14 protein-coding genes and 3 tRNA genes are annotated in these 16136 nt (G+C 37.7%); 10 read left to right on the plus strand and 7 right to left on the minus strand.

Features of this window, described 5'->3' with window-relative positions:
• Positions 1–35: 35 nt before the first annotated feature.
• Positions 36–962 (plus strand): NAD-dependent epimerase/dehydratase family protein, encoded by a 927-nt coding sequence (locus Arg41_RS06620; RefSeq protein ID WP_092343265.1) that lies wholly within the window; start codon positions 36–38, stop codon positions 960–962.
• Positions 963–1068: 106 nt separating this feature from the next.
• On the opposite strand, the gene Arg41_RS06625 is transcribed toward Arg41_RS06620, so the two are convergent.
• Positions 1069–1752, minus strand: a complete 684-nt coding sequence (locus Arg41_RS06625; protein ID WP_092343264.1) for a Bax inhibitor-1 family protein — start codon at positions 1750–1752, stop codon at positions 1069–1071.
• Between the two features lie 360 nt (positions 1753–2112).
• On the opposite strand from Arg41_RS06625, the gene Arg41_RS06630 reads away from it, so the two are divergent.
• From Arg41_RS06630 to Arg41_RS06660, 7 genes are all read left to right on the plus strand, one after another.
• Positions 2113–2189, plus strand: a tRNA-Pro gene (locus Arg41_RS06630).
• A gap of 134 nt (positions 2190–2323) precedes the next feature.
• Positions 2324–2400, plus strand: a tRNA-Arg gene (locus tag Arg41_RS06635).
• Positions 2401–2415: 15 nt separating this feature from the next.
• Positions 2416–2491 (plus strand) — tRNA-His (locus Arg41_RS06640).
• Positions 2492–2743: 252 nt separating this feature from the next.
• Positions 2744–2965, plus strand: a complete 222-nt coding sequence (locus Arg41_RS07990; protein WP_157722312.1) for a hypothetical protein — start codon at positions 2744–2746, stop codon at positions 2963–2965.
• 460 nt (positions 2966–3425) lie between these two features.
• On the plus strand, positions 3426–4799 hold the full coding sequence (locus tag Arg41_RS06650; protein WP_092490624.1) for a hypothetical protein: 1374 nt from the start codon (positions 3426–3428) through the stop codon (positions 4797–4799).
• Between the two features lie 226 nt (positions 4800–5025).
• Positions 5026–6456 carry a hypothetical protein gene (locus Arg41_RS06655; protein ID WP_092490625.1) on the plus strand — a complete coding sequence of 477 codons (1431 nt, stop codon included), beginning with the start codon at positions 5026–5028 and terminating at the stop codon, positions 6454–6456.
• Between the two features lie 494 nt (positions 6457–6950).
• A complete protein-coding gene (locus tag Arg41_RS06660; RefSeq protein WP_092490626.1) occupies positions 6951–7877 on the plus strand; it encodes a glycosyltransferase family A protein in 927 nt (308 codons plus the stop codon).
• A gap of 15 nt (positions 7878–7892) precedes the next feature.
• Here Arg41_RS06660 and Arg41_RS06665 read toward each other — a convergent pair whose 3' ends face one another.
• Complete coding sequence (locus tag Arg41_RS06665) at positions 7893–8525, minus strand: response regulator transcription factor (RefSeq protein ID WP_092343259.1); 633 nt, start codon at positions 8523–8525, stop codon at positions 7893–7895.
• Positions 8522–10516: a two-component system sensor histidine kinase NtrB gene (locus tag Arg41_RS06670; protein ID WP_092343258.1), complete on the minus strand. Its 1995-nt coding sequence runs from the start codon at positions 10514–10516 to the stop codon at positions 8522–8524. Before Arg41_RS06670 ends, Arg41_RS06665 begins: the two co-directional genes overlap by 4 nt.
• Positions 10517–10547: 31 nt before the next feature.
• On the opposite strand from Arg41_RS06670, the gene murB reads away from it, so the two are divergent.
• Positions 10548–11579: a UDP-N-acetylmuramate dehydrogenase gene (gene murB, locus Arg41_RS06675; RefSeq protein WP_092343257.1), complete on the plus strand. Its 1032-nt coding sequence runs from the start codon at positions 10548–10550 to the stop codon at positions 11577–11579.
• Here the strand turns inward: murB and rpsT are convergent.
• A complete protein-coding gene (gene rpsT, locus Arg41_RS06680; RefSeq protein ID WP_092343256.1) occupies positions 11574–11849 on the minus strand; it encodes a 30S ribosomal protein S20 in 276 nt (91 codons plus the stop codon). The genes murB and rpsT overlap by 6 nt on opposite strands.
• A gap of 101 nt (positions 11850–11950) precedes the next feature.
• On the opposite strand from rpsT, the gene murJ reads away from it, so the two are divergent.
• The gene (gene murJ / locus Arg41_RS06685; RefSeq protein WP_092343255.1) at positions 11951–13486 is read left to right on the plus strand and encodes a murein biosynthesis integral membrane protein MurJ; all 1536 of its coding nucleotides are present in this window, start codon (positions 11951–11953) and stop codon (positions 13484–13486) included.
• Here murJ and Arg41_RS06690 read toward each other — a convergent pair.
• The 3 genes from Arg41_RS06690 to Arg41_RS06700 form a co-directional block, all read right to left on the minus strand.
• Entirely contained in the window at positions 13483–15201 is a 1719-nt protein-coding gene (locus Arg41_RS06690) for a gamma-glutamyltransferase family protein (protein WP_092490627.1), read from the minus strand. The two genes, murJ and Arg41_RS06690, sit on opposite strands and share 4 nt — an antisense overlap.
• Positions 15188–15859: an adenylate kinase gene (gene adk, locus Arg41_RS06695; RefSeq protein WP_092343253.1), complete on the minus strand. Its 672-nt coding sequence runs from the start codon at positions 15857–15859 to the stop codon at positions 15188–15190. The genes Arg41_RS06690 and adk overlap by 14 nt, the downstream gene beginning before the upstream one ends.
• Positions 15860–15930: 71 nt before the next feature.
• Positions 15931–16131, minus strand: a complete 201-nt coding sequence (locus Arg41_RS06700; RefSeq protein ID WP_092343276.1) for a Trm112 family protein — start codon at positions 16129–16131, stop codon at positions 15931–15933.
• Positions 16132–16136 lie beyond the last annotated feature (5 nt).

A 16136-nucleotide genomic window follows, 5' to 3' on the forward strand; every position in this document is an offset into this window, starting at 1 on the left:
TAAAATAGCTCATTTGCTAAATAGCTAAATGAGTAATGAATAACGACATCCTTATAGTTGGAACTAACCAACAACTCAGAACTGCTCTACGGGCAGTCGCACAAAACAACCAAGAGTTCAAGGATATTCGTATTCTTAGTTGGGGGCAAGATAAAAACTGTCAAGAAAACAATACAGAAATTAATGCCTTTATTAAGAAACAGCAACCGCAATACATAATACACCTGGGACTGCAACGCCCTCTTTCAACTACTAACTGCAGCGACAAATATCCAAACAGGTACAAGGAACATATAGATGAAGTTGAGCAATTACTAAAAACTATCTCAGAACTTAGAATAAAACCGCACTACCTATACTGCAGCAGCTCAGACGTATACGACTGCAGCCCAACAATAACCATAGCCAAAGAAACATCACCACTAAATACAAGCAAAGAAGAGTCTAAGTGCCTGATATCTTGTGAAGATATAATAATAGAGCAAGCAGCAATACACAATATCCCCAGTAGTATTGCTAGATTATTTGAAAGCACATACCCAAATTTCTTCGGGAAACACCCTCTTTACCACTATTGCACCCAAATTAACACAATAAAGTGGGGCATTAGACCAGCAGAAATATGGGTGGGAAACCTCAATTCCTACTACGATTTTCTAGAAATAAAAGACGTAGCTAGAGCCATACTAAAAATAATTAAAAATAGAAACACACGAGGAGAAATATACAATGTTTCATCAGGAGAAGCATCTTGTCTTTTTGACCTCGTATCAGAACTTATCAAAATATCAGGAATAGCAGTCGACATGCACGTAGATGTACTCAGGGAACAGCTAGAAAGCACACCAAACATCATCGGTAATAACGAAAAAATAGTAACAGAAACATCCTGGATACCAGAACAGAAGTTTATTTCATCATTGTCCAGTTTTTTAGGAGAAAATAACAACAAGTCAAGATAAAACGAAAAACACAAGCAAGGACCATCCTCGCTTGTGTTAAATATAAACTCTCAAATATAAACTCTCGACAAAAAGCTACAAAACTCTCCTAATTACTACAAAAACCCTAATCACGTTGCCCGGAAAAAGAGATCAATAAACGGAGCAAACTAACAAACAAATTAAACAAATTAACATACAGAGATGTAGCAAGGAGTATGTAGTTAGTCTCCCCACCGTTAACAGCAGCACTAAGAGAATAAGCAATACTCATAACTGAGAATACAGCAATCAGCGATGTAATTACCAAAGAAAAAACTGGGATGTTGAGGAATAGATTAGCAAAAATTGAAATCATCAGGACAATAGCCCCAACAAACATAAAACGACTCATAAACGACAAATCTTTGCCCGTAGAAGTAATCCAAGCAGACAAGCCAAAAAGAGTCAAAGCTGTTGCCGCAGCAGCATAAGAAATCAGCATAGGACCATTTCTCAGTGATAGAGCTACAGTCAACAACGGCCCCAAAGTTATCCCCATAACAAAAGTCAGGACAAACAGAAGGTAAACACCAATCACACTATTACTGTTCCTTTGAATAGCGTAGCTCAAACCAAAAAGCGAAGCCATCAAGATAATGGAGGCAAAAACAGGACTCTGCACGAAAAACTGCCAGCTTATGATCATCCCTATCCAAGCACCGATAGCGGTAGGAATAAGTGTCAGTGCTAGCAAAACATAAGCATTCCTCAAAACCCTAGCCGCAGAACCCGACAAAACCCTAGTTGACACAAAAGACGAATCACGCATAGACTCCCTCACTAAACAAAAGTAAATCACAAACCATCTTACCCGCTGTCGATGGTAAAAGAAAGAAAATGATGGAGTCAAGATGGCAAAGTACCTATTTACCAGGACAATTTGCTGGCAATGGCAGACATAATCAGGATCTGTGACTCCATAACTCCCGACCTCAATTTGCTGTGCTTCCTAACTTCAACCGTGAAGAATGGCAAAAATTTACCCACCAACAACTAAAATTAACATAATTAATGATTAATAGATCATGACTTTTGATAGCCCTAATCTCATTGTCAACAATAACATCACAAGTCTTCCATTATCATTTGACCGAATGCAAGAACAGTACTAATATTGGACCCCTTGCCACGGGGTGTAGCGCAGCCTGGTAGCGCATCTGATTTGGGATCAGAAGGCCGGAGGTTCGAATCCTCTCACCCCGACCACCACGTACTTTTTAGGCTTGGTTATGATCATCGAGGTTCTTTTGCTCTAAATCAAAGTGTTGATTGTGTGCTAATTATTGCTTGTTTCATGTTTTCGCTCTTTTTTGGTGGTAAAATGGTAGTCGCGTGTCATGGTGCCTGTAGCTCAACCGGATAGAGCACCGGCCTTCTAAGCCGGGGGTTGTGAGTTCGAGTCTCGCCAGGCGCGCCAGTTCCCTTATATCTGGTGGCTGTAGCTCAGTTGGTAGAGTCCCGGATTGTGATTCCGGTCGTCGTGGGTTCGAGTCCCATCAGCCACCCCATAGTCGTCGCGATAATGACGATATTTATGATTCCAGTAAGTCAATATTCGTGCTACAGGTGATGAAAATTACCAATATTTTTGTTGACATCTGCCGAGACTATTGGTTTATAATGGCAGTGCTTAAAACTTGATACTCTGTGAATCAGGCATCTGGCTTCTTGTCTGTCCCTCCACGGTCTGTGGAATCAGAGATTTCTTGTTGAGGTAAAAGCGGGGCATTCTAGAGGCCCCGTTATTGTTGGCTTAGTCTGTGTGTTGTTTCCAGTTCTGCTCGTGTGTATGGGTAGAAGGGGTTATCGTTTTTTTGCTTGCAAGAAATTGTGACACGCAGAGAAAAATTCCTCCTATGGGGTTCTGGGAGCTGCCGCGGTTGTATGTTACATCTTGTCGTTGGCAAACCATAGAACAATTAGTGCTCCTTGATGCGCAAGTGTGTGCCGCATGGATTCCGCGTGACTTAGTTACAGCGTGACTTAGTTACCGCGTGACTTAGTTACGATCAGCTCACAACAAAACCAAGAAACGCATCGATAGAGTGATGGGTGCTTTTTTGCTTGTCCATGATATTGTTCCGCTGATGCCATGCATTATCCTTCTACTGAAAATGCATATAAAGAAGTAATATTAAAAAGTCAGAGTTGCCATTGGTTTGTCGGTCAATTATCTAGTAGCAAAGCTTACGAAGACGTAATTACGGTATATGACTTGTTTCGTGCGTATTGATCATGAGCTGGTTGGGTGTTACGCTCATGTCTTTGTGGTAGAGATACTGGTTGCTTTCAATAACAAGTTAAAATCCGGCAAAGTCTATCAAAGATCGATTACCACAATAAATAATTGTACCAGCATGAATACATTGGAAACTGGCAGCGGCAGAAATTACGAGGATAACATGAACATAAGTTGTGTGAACACTAAGCGTTGGTGTAAATATGATAAATAAACAAATATTATCCCCTAACTCCCTGGCACAATTGGCTATGGGAGCTATTCTTAGAGTTAGTAATAGTCAATCCATGTCGCATATATCTCAAGTTTCTACACATGAAATGGTAGACCCCGCCCGCATTGTAGAGAAGAAGAAACAATCGCCTCACAGGGGGTTATTTGCCAGCAAATACGAGTTTAGCTTGGAAATGATCCCCGAAGGAAAAACTGACATTGAAGGAAAAGCTTGCAATATCAATGTATGCGATAAAATTTATTGTGATGATTACAAGCCCTTATGTTTTTCTGAAGGACTTATAGAATTAGAAACATGTAGGTCTGCTATAGAAGAAGTTTTATCTACAGCTAAAAGTCAGCTCTCCAAGTATCTACCATCAAATAGGAATGAAAATTACTGGGGTGTTCACCCTATTTATCAGTTGGTCAACAATAAATATGGCTCAGATATTATTCGTAATTACCAAGAATTAGAGAAACGAATTTTATCTCTTCCAGAAGAACCGCCACTATGTTCACCCAGCTCAGAGCAGAAGACTGGTGATTACCCGGATAGTATTTTGCATTACCGCGACCCGCTGTGTTTTTTAAATACAGATTGCCTGTGGTCTAAAAGAAGTGGTAGCCATTACGTTTTGATAGGATCGCTTAGCATCTATACTTCTTTGATAAGAGAAAACTTGGATAAATCAGTATTAATATTGGAAAATTCAACTGAAATACCAAAAAATATATGTAGTTTGGCTGTTGCATCTCTGCTACAGGTGAAGCACACAATTTGTGAATTGGGAGCGTTGCTATCTATAAGGAGTTCGAGAAGGTCCAATAGCATAGCTAATACACCGAAAACAGAATTAATTATGGAATCATTGCTAATAATAACCTTGGCAAGAAAAGTTCACGCAGAAATAAGTAATTTAAGTGTAACTGCTCTTGCTCTTATTGATCATAATAACTTTTTATCATTGGAAGATTTACTAAAAATATTTGAAGGAAAAATTCAAGTCACTCAAGGCTACCTTAGCAAAATTAAAATGAAACATTTAATTGATGACCCATCCGCCTTGATTGATAAAAATAGACTGGAAAACAACAAGTTATTACTTGAAAAAGAAGTCTCTAGTATTAAGATCTTCCTAGAAAGTGAATATCGATCACTTGTGCCACTCAAGAGGTCAAGAGTAGACTTTCTAAAAGAAAAAATAGATAACCTAAGAAAAATTGTTGCTAAAGGAGATACTACCGGAAACGCTGAAGAAAAATTAGATGAATGCGGATATGTATCGTTTATCAAAAGCTCTATTGAAGACTTAGAAGGAGAAATAGTAGAGATGGAAACATCAATGAGCGACTTTTCATAAAACAATGTACTTTATAAGTAAAAATGTGGAAGCTAAAAGGGTAAATTAATGATAGCTTACTCCTATCGTTGCCGCTTCACAATCAGTCCCGTTTAAGAGAAAAATGCTAGGAGTTAGCTTATAATTTTCTCAGAACTAAATTGGGGATAGTTGTAACTATAAAAAAATAACTTAATTAACGCAACAGCTACGAACTACCAACTACTGTGTTAATCACGGGGAAATCATGGACATAAGTTCTCTAGCAACAACAAGAACGCAACCAGATCAACAAGGAGCTTACAACAGTCCTTGCACTTTAGCACAATTATCAATGAAGTCTATATTAGGTATTGATAATAATCCTCTATCAACACAACCTATATCCAGAATTTCATCACATGAAGCAGTTGAAGCAGCCCTCATTATAAGAGGAAAAACAAAATCATTTTCAAGTAAATATGATGAACCCTTGCCAAAAACAAACTCAGATGATAATGGCGGTAAATTTTGCAGTATATATGGTAAATTTTATTGTGATGATTACAAAGTGTTGGACAATTGCGAAGGAGCTACAGAGTTACAAAAATGCACAGATAACATAGAAAGAATTTCAAGTGCACGCACCAATTATTTTTTAAAGTATTTACCATCAGATAAAGATAACGAATGCTGGTCTACACACCCCATTCACAAATTAGTCAATAGTTCAAATATATCCAATTTTAGTAGTAATTTATGTAAATTAAAGGACTCCATTTTATCTCTTCCCGAGTTACCATCCCCGGGCACAGATTATAATCCAGAAACAAAAAGCTACTCGAGTAGCATTTCATATTACCTTGATCCTCTATATTTTTTGAGCACAAAGTGTCTGTACTCGAAAACCTCTAATCACCATTATGCCTTAATGGGATCACTCAGTATCTACGCTTCATTAGTAATGATAAATTTAGATAAATCTATATCCATATTAGAAAATTCAAATCACATACCAGGATGCATATGTAGATTATCTATAGCATCGCTACTACAGGTAAAGCATACGGCTCTAAAGTTAAAAAAATTAATAGCAACAAGACAAGAAAAAGAACACTCATCCCGGAGAATAATATTAACTAAGATTTCACTTGAAATAATAATTTTTACAAAAAAGGTTTCTGCAGAAATAGAAAAATTACAAGAAACGATCATTCCCCTTATTGAATGCTGCAACTTTTTATCTTTGGAAGATCTATTAAAAATATTCGAGAGCAAAGTTTCAAAAACTAATGAGTATCTTTGCAAGATCAAGCCATCTCACTTAGTTGATGACCCGGCGATATCGATTGATAAAGAAAGAATGGAAACTAACAGATCATCACTCGAAAAAGAAATGGGTGATATTTCCTGTTTCCTAAAAAATAAATATCAACTCCTTATTCCACTCAAAAAGTCAAAAATAAAAAGGCTAAGAGAAAATATAGAATCTATTAAACAAAAAATTGCACATGTTGATGAAGAAACAATGTCCAAAGATCTACATATATTATCCCTCAATGATTCAGTTGAAAAATTAGAAGAAGAAGTAAAAGAGATGGAAAAATTCATATGCGGTAATTTTTCTGAACGATATCAAAGGAAAAGAATAATAGAAGAAAAATCAGAGGGAAAAAGAAGTAGAAAAATGAATATATGAAAAATTATGTATCTTTTGTATTGAGATGAAAATAGTTTTTGTAGTAGGTTGCGTCGTGAAACAATAAACAATGATATTTTCGTAATAAGATAGTATATTTGAGATTAATTTTAGTTTATCTAGCACGCAGTTAAAACTGGTTACGACGACGCCCTTATAGCACCACCAGTACCAGTAAATAATTACATGATGTACAAAAATAGATATGAAAAAATTACTTACAAAAAATCATCACAAAACAATGATATGTAAATCATTTATCAATAATCAAGATGAAAAATTATAAGAATAAATACTAACCATGAAAAAATTAATAACCAACTTTTTATAACAGTATCATCCAATAAGTAAAAAACAACCATAAAATAATAAATTAAAAACTAGAGTTACTTTATACCTAAACTTGTTAATGATTAAGGGAGATTCCAACCATAACGACTCCAATCCATACAATTGTTATAATTTGATAATTTACACTATCTTTATGGCTAAAAATGACATCTATCGCTGTAGTAATTCCCGTACATAACGGTGGAGAAACTTGGTCTCATACACTATCCTCTGTACAAGAGCAATCAGTAAAAGTCAAAGAGCTAATAGTACTTGACATTGAATCTACCGATTCAACAAGTTCTGTAGCAGAAAACCACTTTGCCAAAGTAATTCCTATCTTTGCAAAAGACTGGGATCCTTGGCACACACGGCAGTGGGGGGCATCACAAACCAAGGAATCAGAAATAATAGTTTACCTAAGCCAAAATTGCATTCTAGAAAGTAATTACGCATTAGAAGAATTAGCTGAAACACTGGTTTCAAAAAATTCATATATGGTATATGGGAGACAAAAATGCGATCGCAATGCACCAACAAACCTAAGTAACCTATACAGAGATTTTTTTCCTGCACATAACTGCACCAAAGAAGAAATTGCTAAAAGGCTCCCTATTGCCATGAAATTCTGCATTTACTATCATGCATTCGCCGCCTACTCTAAACAAAAACTACTAAGGCTAAACAGTAGCCTACCCAACCGTATATTCGCAGCTGAAGATTTACTTATAATGGACAACCTAATAAGGGAAAGAAAATCTGTAAGCTACTGTGCAAAAGCTGCAGTTATAAGGGCAACAACACCATCTATTAAACAATATTTCCTCCACAGTATGGATCGAGGCACAGCTTATAGCAAAGAAAAAAATCTTCTATCATTTAAGGATGGTGGACTGTGTACCACAAAAGACATCTCCTGTAGAGAAAAAAACTATCCTCAATCACGAGAACATTTTAAAGAAAAGATACGAGGAATTATCTACAGAGCTAGCTGTGAAATAGGGTATCAAATGGGAAAAAGGCGCCGTCCAAACACGGAAAACTGGACTACTGAAAAACATGGAGAACCACTAATTCGAGGGTTGGTTTAAGAATGTACCACAACATTATATATTGTCTGGTCTTACATCACCAGAATCCAGAAGAGCATAGAAATCAGTCAAAGAAGAAACATTAAATATCTTTAGAAGCTTATGCTCACTATCACCAACAGAAAAGTAACAATCATCCCGCAGGGAATAATGTGACATCAACCCCATAAAAATCTTACGGTCTTCTGAATCTAAATTATAAATGGTTTCCAATATAGCCTGCCTACTTGTGAACCGCTGGATTCTATTTCGGCAATCATCCAAGGCTGATAGAACAACGTCAACAAGACGGTTACTATTGAATGGCTTTTCAATGAAGTCAAACGCACCCGACTTCATGACCTCAACAGCCATTTCAACATAACCATGACCCGTAAGAAAAATTACCGGCCAAATAATTTCCTGATCACGTAATCGCTGAAACAACTTTATTCCTGACCATCCTCCGTTCATCCTAACGTCCAACAATACAGTTGCTACCATAAGTTGATCATAACTAAACAATTTTTCCAAGAAAGACTCAGATGAACCAAACAACTCACACTGTAAATGACGAGATTGAATCAGCAAGGACAATGAGTCGCGAATATAATACTCATCATCAATAATAAAAACCATTCCCCCATTATCTTCACCAATTTCATTCATAAATCATCACTATCTTTCATAAGACGGACAATAAACACCGTTCCTTTACCACAATCCGTTTCAAAATCCAAAACTCCACGATGACTTTCTATGATGGATCTGCAAATAGACAATCCTAGACCCATACCTTCATTGCTAGTAGTAACAAATGCATCAAAAATTCTGTGACAAATATCCGTAGGAACACCAACTCCATTGTCCCTAACCATCACGGCATACTCTGAAATACAATCCTCTATTGATATCTCGATTTTACGGTTGTAATTAATATTTAACATAGATTCAATGGCATTTTTAACGAGATTAATAAAAACTTGTACCAATAGTGTTGCATCAGCGTTAACAAAACAAGGAAAATCTGGTAAATCAAACTTGATAATTACACTGTTTTCCCTAATATTATTATCCATAGCATCCACGGAACGTCTCACAACATCACGCAAATCAACAGTGGTTCTTACTAAATCATGTCTTCTAACAAAGGAATATACTCTCCTCACGATGTCACTTGCCCGCTCTGATTGAGAAATAATTTTTTGTGTAATGTCTAACAGCTGTTTATTGGTAAAAGTTCCTTCTTTCAAAATATTATTGACAGCTGTTGCATATGCAACTATGGCTCCCAAAGGTTGATTTAGCTCATGAGCTAAAAAAGATGCAGTTTCACCAACAGTTACCAGATGACTGGTAAGTTCTAAACGTTTTTGTTGCCAACGCATAAGTTTTTGCAAACGCTTCTGTTCATGAATATCAATGGCCGTAATAATATTACCTATACATTTGCTATCTAAGGTAAGCAATGGCGCCACATAAACTAACACACTAATCTTTTCACCACTGCGTCTTTTAATAAAAAATTCCAGGGGTTGCGCCAATTTACGCTGACTAGAAACGGCATTATAAAATTCATCTAACGAATTTTGCTCATCACTAGGTAGTAAAAAATCAAAAGGCAAATACAATCCCAACAAAAATTGTTCTGGATAGTCAACGAACTGACAAAAAGCATTGTTAACATGAATAATTTTACCGGCCAAATCTACTGCAAAAATAGCAGTTGAAAGACAATTTTCTATGCTTTTCATAAATCCTTGCTGCTCTAACAGCAGGTACTCAGCCCTTTCTCTACGCTTTATATCGTACCGCAAGGTCATCAGGCTCCAGAACAGAATCAGAGAAAAAACTACTCCAGTAACACTTAAAAAAATGCTAATCCAACGGATATGATTATCTGAAACTGTAAATTTGAAACGAAGACCAACATCACCAAAGAAAACAGTAGTAGTTGTAGATATAACTTCATTCAAAACATCTAGAGACCCCGAATCATGGCTTTGAAGATAAAAAGGAAGGTACAGAATTTTATATCGTTGAGAAAAAAACTCAGGCAAAATGTTTTTACCAATAAAATCAGTTATTAGGAATCGCAAAAAAATAACACCTTCAAATTGATTCTTGTCAGTAAGAAGTGGGTAACTATAAATAAGAAAGAATTTGCTTTTGTCCTCTATATCTACTTTTTCATAAAATCCTATCTTTCTTTTCTGGGATTCTGCTTCTTTAAAAAGAGATTTCCAACAAATAGAATGAATTGGGCAAACAACACGAGATAACCTATCTTTGAGGTATTTTTTTCTACTTTTTTCATAAATAACTCTACCATTTTTATCCATCCAAACCAAATCGCTCACCATATTCAGATGCGCCAGTCTCTCCACACCATTAAAAAATGCGTAATCTTTGATGGTTGGTTGATGAAAATTAGAAAGATGAATCAAGCTGTTGATAGGAATAGAAACTGATCTAACTAACAAATGACTGAACAGAACAATATCTTCATTAAGGGTACCCCTTTGATACAAGTACCTCTGGTGCCTATAATTCGCAAAAAATGAGAACGCAAAAACACTTATAAGTCCCAATAGCAAAATTGGAGTAATAAGATAGGAATTTCCAGAAAACAACCCATTTTTATTTTTAACCCCAATCATGGTATACTAACAGCCGCAGTGCGTAGTTAATATGTCCATCACCACTACAAATAGCATGTCGTTTTCCATTCAAAGAAACACTAGCATCAGAGAATACCATTCTTTCAACTTTCCAATTATCGCTAATACCCTTGTTCGGGTAAATAGTCATCGTGGTGTTGTTGAAAGCATGCCTCTAGTAAAATCATGTAATTATCATGCCTTTTTAGGATCAGGAAGTAATACAGTATTTGCAAAAAATTACGATGGATGTGTGGTACAAGTAAACATAAAAGGCAAAATAATACTCAATGATGATGATGACTCGGTTTTGATACAAGCAGCTGCTGGAGAAAATTGGGCCGATTTCGTCGACTGGACAATAGATAACAATTACCCAGGATTAGAGAACCTAGCCATGATCCCCGGAACGGTCGGAGCATCTCCGGTACAAAACATTGGAGCATATGGTGTAGAAATAAAGTCATTTATAGATAGAATAGTAGTTTTTGATTATGAGAGAGAATCTTTCATACATCTACCTGCAAGTACTTTGGACATGAGGTACCGCTGGAGCAAACTAAAAACTCCGGAATGGAAAAATATTCTTATAACCGATGTTGTATTTAGACTACCAAAGAAGTGGTCACCTCAATGCCAATACCAACAAATGGGTAAATTGATAGTTAGTAAAAATCCATCCCCAAGAGAAATACGAGACGTAGTTTGCAAACTACGCATGGAGAAACTGCCACCATTAACACCTGAACAGCACCATGCAGGAAGCTTCTTTCGCAACCTTATAGTGTCACCCAATCAACTGCTGGCAATAAAAGAAAAGTACCCGGACATACCTATATTCCCTGAAAGAAAGATACCAATAGGATGGCTGCTGGAAAAACGCGGCTGGAAGGGAAAAAGCAGCGGCAACGTCGGGGTATCGGACAAACACGCACTAGTGCTGACTCACAATGGGAAAGGAAAAGCAGAAGAGCTAGTAAAGCTCTTCAAAGAAATCCAAATCGACATCATGAACGACATCGGAATCACCATAGAACCAGAGGTAACAATACACGGGCTATGAAGAGGCAACCCCAAGGGATTTAATCCGATGAATCAGCCTACTTTTGCAGCGACTAGCTCTATTGGGATGAATAATACCCTTCGAACAGATCTTATCAATAACAGAAGCAGCCGAATTAAAAACCAACAAAGCCTCATCAGCATTACCAGACCCAATAGCAACACGAACCTTCTTTAAAGCAGTACGAAAAGAAGATCTGAGACTAGCATTACGCTGACGCCTTTTCTCTGACTGAATACTTCTTTTTCTTGACGAGGCCGAATTTGCCATAAAAGCTCCATAATTAAAAGTCGGTAACGTAATTATATACCTTTGTTAGCGTATTCTAGGATATTTTATAACAACTATTCAACAGGTTTGTATCTCTACTCATGTCAAATAATCGACTTCTATCGCTAGCTACAGTAAGCAGCATGACTTTCGCCTCTAGGATTCTAGGATTTGTTCGCGACACATGCATCGCACACTTCTTCGGCGCCGGAACGAACACTGATGCTTTTGTTGTTGCATTCAGATTGCCCAATTTATTGCGGCGCATCTTTGCTGAAGGTGCATTTTCTCAGGCCTTCGTACCCCTTTTAAGTCAAACCAACAATCGATCTCCTACAGAAACAAAAAACTTTGTGAATGGTGTTTTTACCCTAATATTAATCACAACAGCACTTGTAACTGCGATAGGGCTATCTGTAGCTGACCCAATAATACGTGTATCTGCTCCAGGATTTGTAGGAAAACCCAGTTTCTATCTGAGTGTTAATTTGCTGAAAATAACTTTCCCCTACATTATTTGCATCTCACTCGTAACTTTATCGGCAGCAATTCTAAATATAAATGGCAAATTTGCAATATCAGCTATCACACCTGCAATCTTAAACATAGCAATGATTGTGGCCATTTTTGTATCGCAACAGTACTTAAAAGACAGAATCACATACCTTGCGTGGGGAGTATTGATTGGAGGAATAATTCAATGTTTAGTACAAATTTACCCCCTTAAAAAAATAAACTTGCTTCCAAAATGGAACACCTCATTTAAGCAACCAATGATAAAAAAACTCATAACACAAATAGGACCGGCAATACTTGGGGTTTCGGTAATACAACTTAGCTTATTGCTTAACACATTTTTTGCATCATTCTTACCAACCGGAAGTATATCTTGGATTTATTATGCAGACAGATTGATGGAATTTCCTACAGGACTACTTGGAGCCGCAATGGTCACAGTACTGCTACCGGAAATGAGTGCTGCACATGCAAATAAAGACACTAATCTCTATACAAACACCATAGACTGGGGATTAAAAATTACGTTACTGCTAGCAATACCTGCTAGCGTTGCAATAGTAAGTATTGGATACGATATCATAGTATGCTTATTCGGATACGGTCAATTCGGAGCTAAATCAGCTATAGAAACACACCGAGCATTAGTTGGATACGCCATAGGTTTAGTTCCAATGATTGCCGTAAAAGTTTTAGCACCCGCCTTCTACGCGAAGCAAGACATAAAAACACCAGCTAAAATAGCTGTTCTAGTACTAATTATCACACAAACTGGAAACTTATTATTAACTGGATACTTGCAACAAATGGGACTCACGCTATCAATAAGCCTAGGAGCCACCTTCAACGCCATATTATTATTCCATAAGCTAAAAAAACATGGAATCTACGCACCAAAACCGGGATGGTCAAAATTAATAACAAAGATAATCATCGGATCAGCAATAATGCTAGCCTTTCTAAAAGCAGTGGAACCACAGTCGGAACAATGGTTCCACTGGTCATCGGCAAGAAGATTACTAACTATATCCCTAATATGCGCAGGAGGATGTGCAGTGTACCTAGCATCACTTCACATGATAGGTATCAACATAAAAAAATTGATCAAAAACGAACACTAAATACCTGCCGGAAAACCGTCTCGACGAGGATCAGCAATACCAACCCAATAATCACCTCGCCTTTCAATAACAGATAAACCGCTGGTCTCGGCAACCATAACAACCTTATGACCCAAAAGACTCAATTGACGTACCAACTCTGGTGAAATTAATCCATCTTCCACCTCAGTCTCAACACCTCTGGAAAAAATATGGGGTCCAGATATGTTTACAACGGGATCCTCTTGCCAATCAAGGCAGCGCACCAAATAACCAACAATATAGCCAACAATGGCAGAACCACCAGGTGAGCCCAAAACAAGAACCAATTTACCAGACTTATCAAAAACCATCGTTGGTGACATAGCACTTCTAGGCTGTTTACCAGGATAAGGTAAGTTAACAACCTTTTCCTTGGGAAGTGGACGAGAAAAATCAAGTAATTGATTATTTAGAAGAAAACCATCAACCATTAACCTGGAACCAAAAGCATCCTCTATGGAGTTAGTCAACGAAACGGCCTGACCAGATGAATCTACAACTGAAATATGTGAAGTGGAAGGACGCTCCAAAGATACAGCCCTTACCCTACCCATGCCAGAAATTACACCTGGCTTAAGATCAACAGTTGCCTTACCAGAAATATCCTTCAAACGAGAATCCTGGTACTTTGTAGACAACAAAACAGAAGTTAGGTCTTTATCAAACTTAGGATCTCCTGCATAAGAATTACGATCAACATAGGCAGCACGACCAGACTCAATGAACCAATGCCAAGCCAAAGGAGAATTAGGCGGCAGATGGTGAAACGGTGACTTCTCTATCAAACCTAGCCAAGCCAAAATCACATCAGCACCTGAGGAAGGCAATCGCGAACTACAAACTTTCCAGTCACGATATTTACCACATAATGCCAAAGATTCAGTGGCACGATAATTTTTAAGGTCATTCAAAGAGATTATTTTTCTCCCAGCACGACTATTAACCGCCTCAACAATATCTTCAGCCCAACGACCTTGATAAAAATTAACAATACCATTCTTTGCTACATCCTCAAAAACATTGGCCAAAGCATAATTATGAAGAATAGACCCCTCTCTAACAATCTTTCCACCAGGACGGTATAACTTAGAAGCCTCGCGATCATTCCAAAGCATACTCTCTTCGGCAAGCTGAAGAGCCAAACGATGTGCCACAGGATATCCACCACGTGCCAATGAAATTGCCGGTTGAAACAGCTTAGCCCAAGGCAAGCGCCCAAATTTTCTATGTGCCCGATAAAGCATTGCCAATTCACCGGGAACACCAACACCATCAGCAGACAAAATTAAATGATCAAAACTATACCAACGCCCCTTATCATCCTTCCATCTTTTAAGATCAAGCTCACTGGGGGCTACTTCCCTACCGTTAATAGATGTAACTTTTTTCGTCTTCGGATCATATATGGTCATAAAACCACCACCACCAATACCTGATGACTGAGGTTCAACCAAATTCAGCACCAACTCAGCAGCAATAGCAGCATCAACAGCCGAACCACCTATCTTTAAAATTTCTTTCGCGGTACGAGTAGCTAGAAAATTCGCAGTAACAACCATACCTCTCTTAGAGTAAGCTAATTTTTTTAAATGAAAACCACTCGAAACTTCTGGAACACGAGGAATATTGGCATGCACCTCATTGAAAACGCAAAGCAAAACAAGAAAAAAAGGCAACAATCTAGACAACATCATGGGACGCCACCTCGCTCAATAAAGACAAGATTCTATCAAAAATAACATCAGCAGAACCAACACCGCTAACACAAAAAAACAGCGGAACATACCTATCCTGCAAGCCTTTATAGAAATTAATCAACTCTCGGCTATGCTCGTGATAAACGCTCAATCTTTTCAAAACCGTCTCAGCAAAATCATCATCTCTTTGAATCAATGGCTCCCCAGTTTCATCATCGCACCACAAAACACGGGGAGGCTTGTATGTTCTATGATAAGTACGGCCAGAATTTGGATGAACCAAACGCCCACTCAACCTCTCCACCACAACAGAATCCGGAACATGTATCTCTATAACAACATCCAGATCTACGTGAGCCTTCATAAGAGCCTCCGCTTGAGAAACGGTACGAGGAATACCATCAAGTAAGTACCCAGAAACACAATCTGGAGATTGAATTCTATTCTCAACTATTTTTATAATCAATTCATCAGGAACCAGTAGTCCCTTATGCATAATATCCCTTAGCTGAGAACTAAGAGGAGAAGAGTTATCATTCGCAGCAGATCTCAAAATATCTCCGGTTGAAACCTGAGGAATTGATAAATGTCGGCAAATCAACGCCGCTTGCGTTCCTTTGCCTGCGCCTGGCGGACCTAGTAAAACAAGACGCATGCCCAATGTATCCTTTTAAGTTAATTAAAAAAACCAAAAAATATAAACAAATACCACTCTAACAGTAATTATTATTTTTGCATCGCGTCAATTTTTTCTCTGAGACCAACATCTAGAGGCATTGATTCTTCCTCAATCAATACAGGAATCCCATCCCTAATAGGGTACGACAAACTATCGGCAGAGCAAACTAAAACCTGCTCACTCGAGAGGAACTTTAGCGGACCCTTACAAATAGGACAAACAAGAATTTTAAGGAGCTTAGGATCAATCCTAC

Source organism: Candidatus Ichthyocystis hellenicum (genome assembly GCF_001460935.1).
In the GTDB taxonomy this organism is placed as follows: Bacteria; Pseudomonadota; Gammaproteobacteria; order Burkholderiales; family 2013Ark19i; genus Ichthyocystis; species Ichthyocystis hellenicum.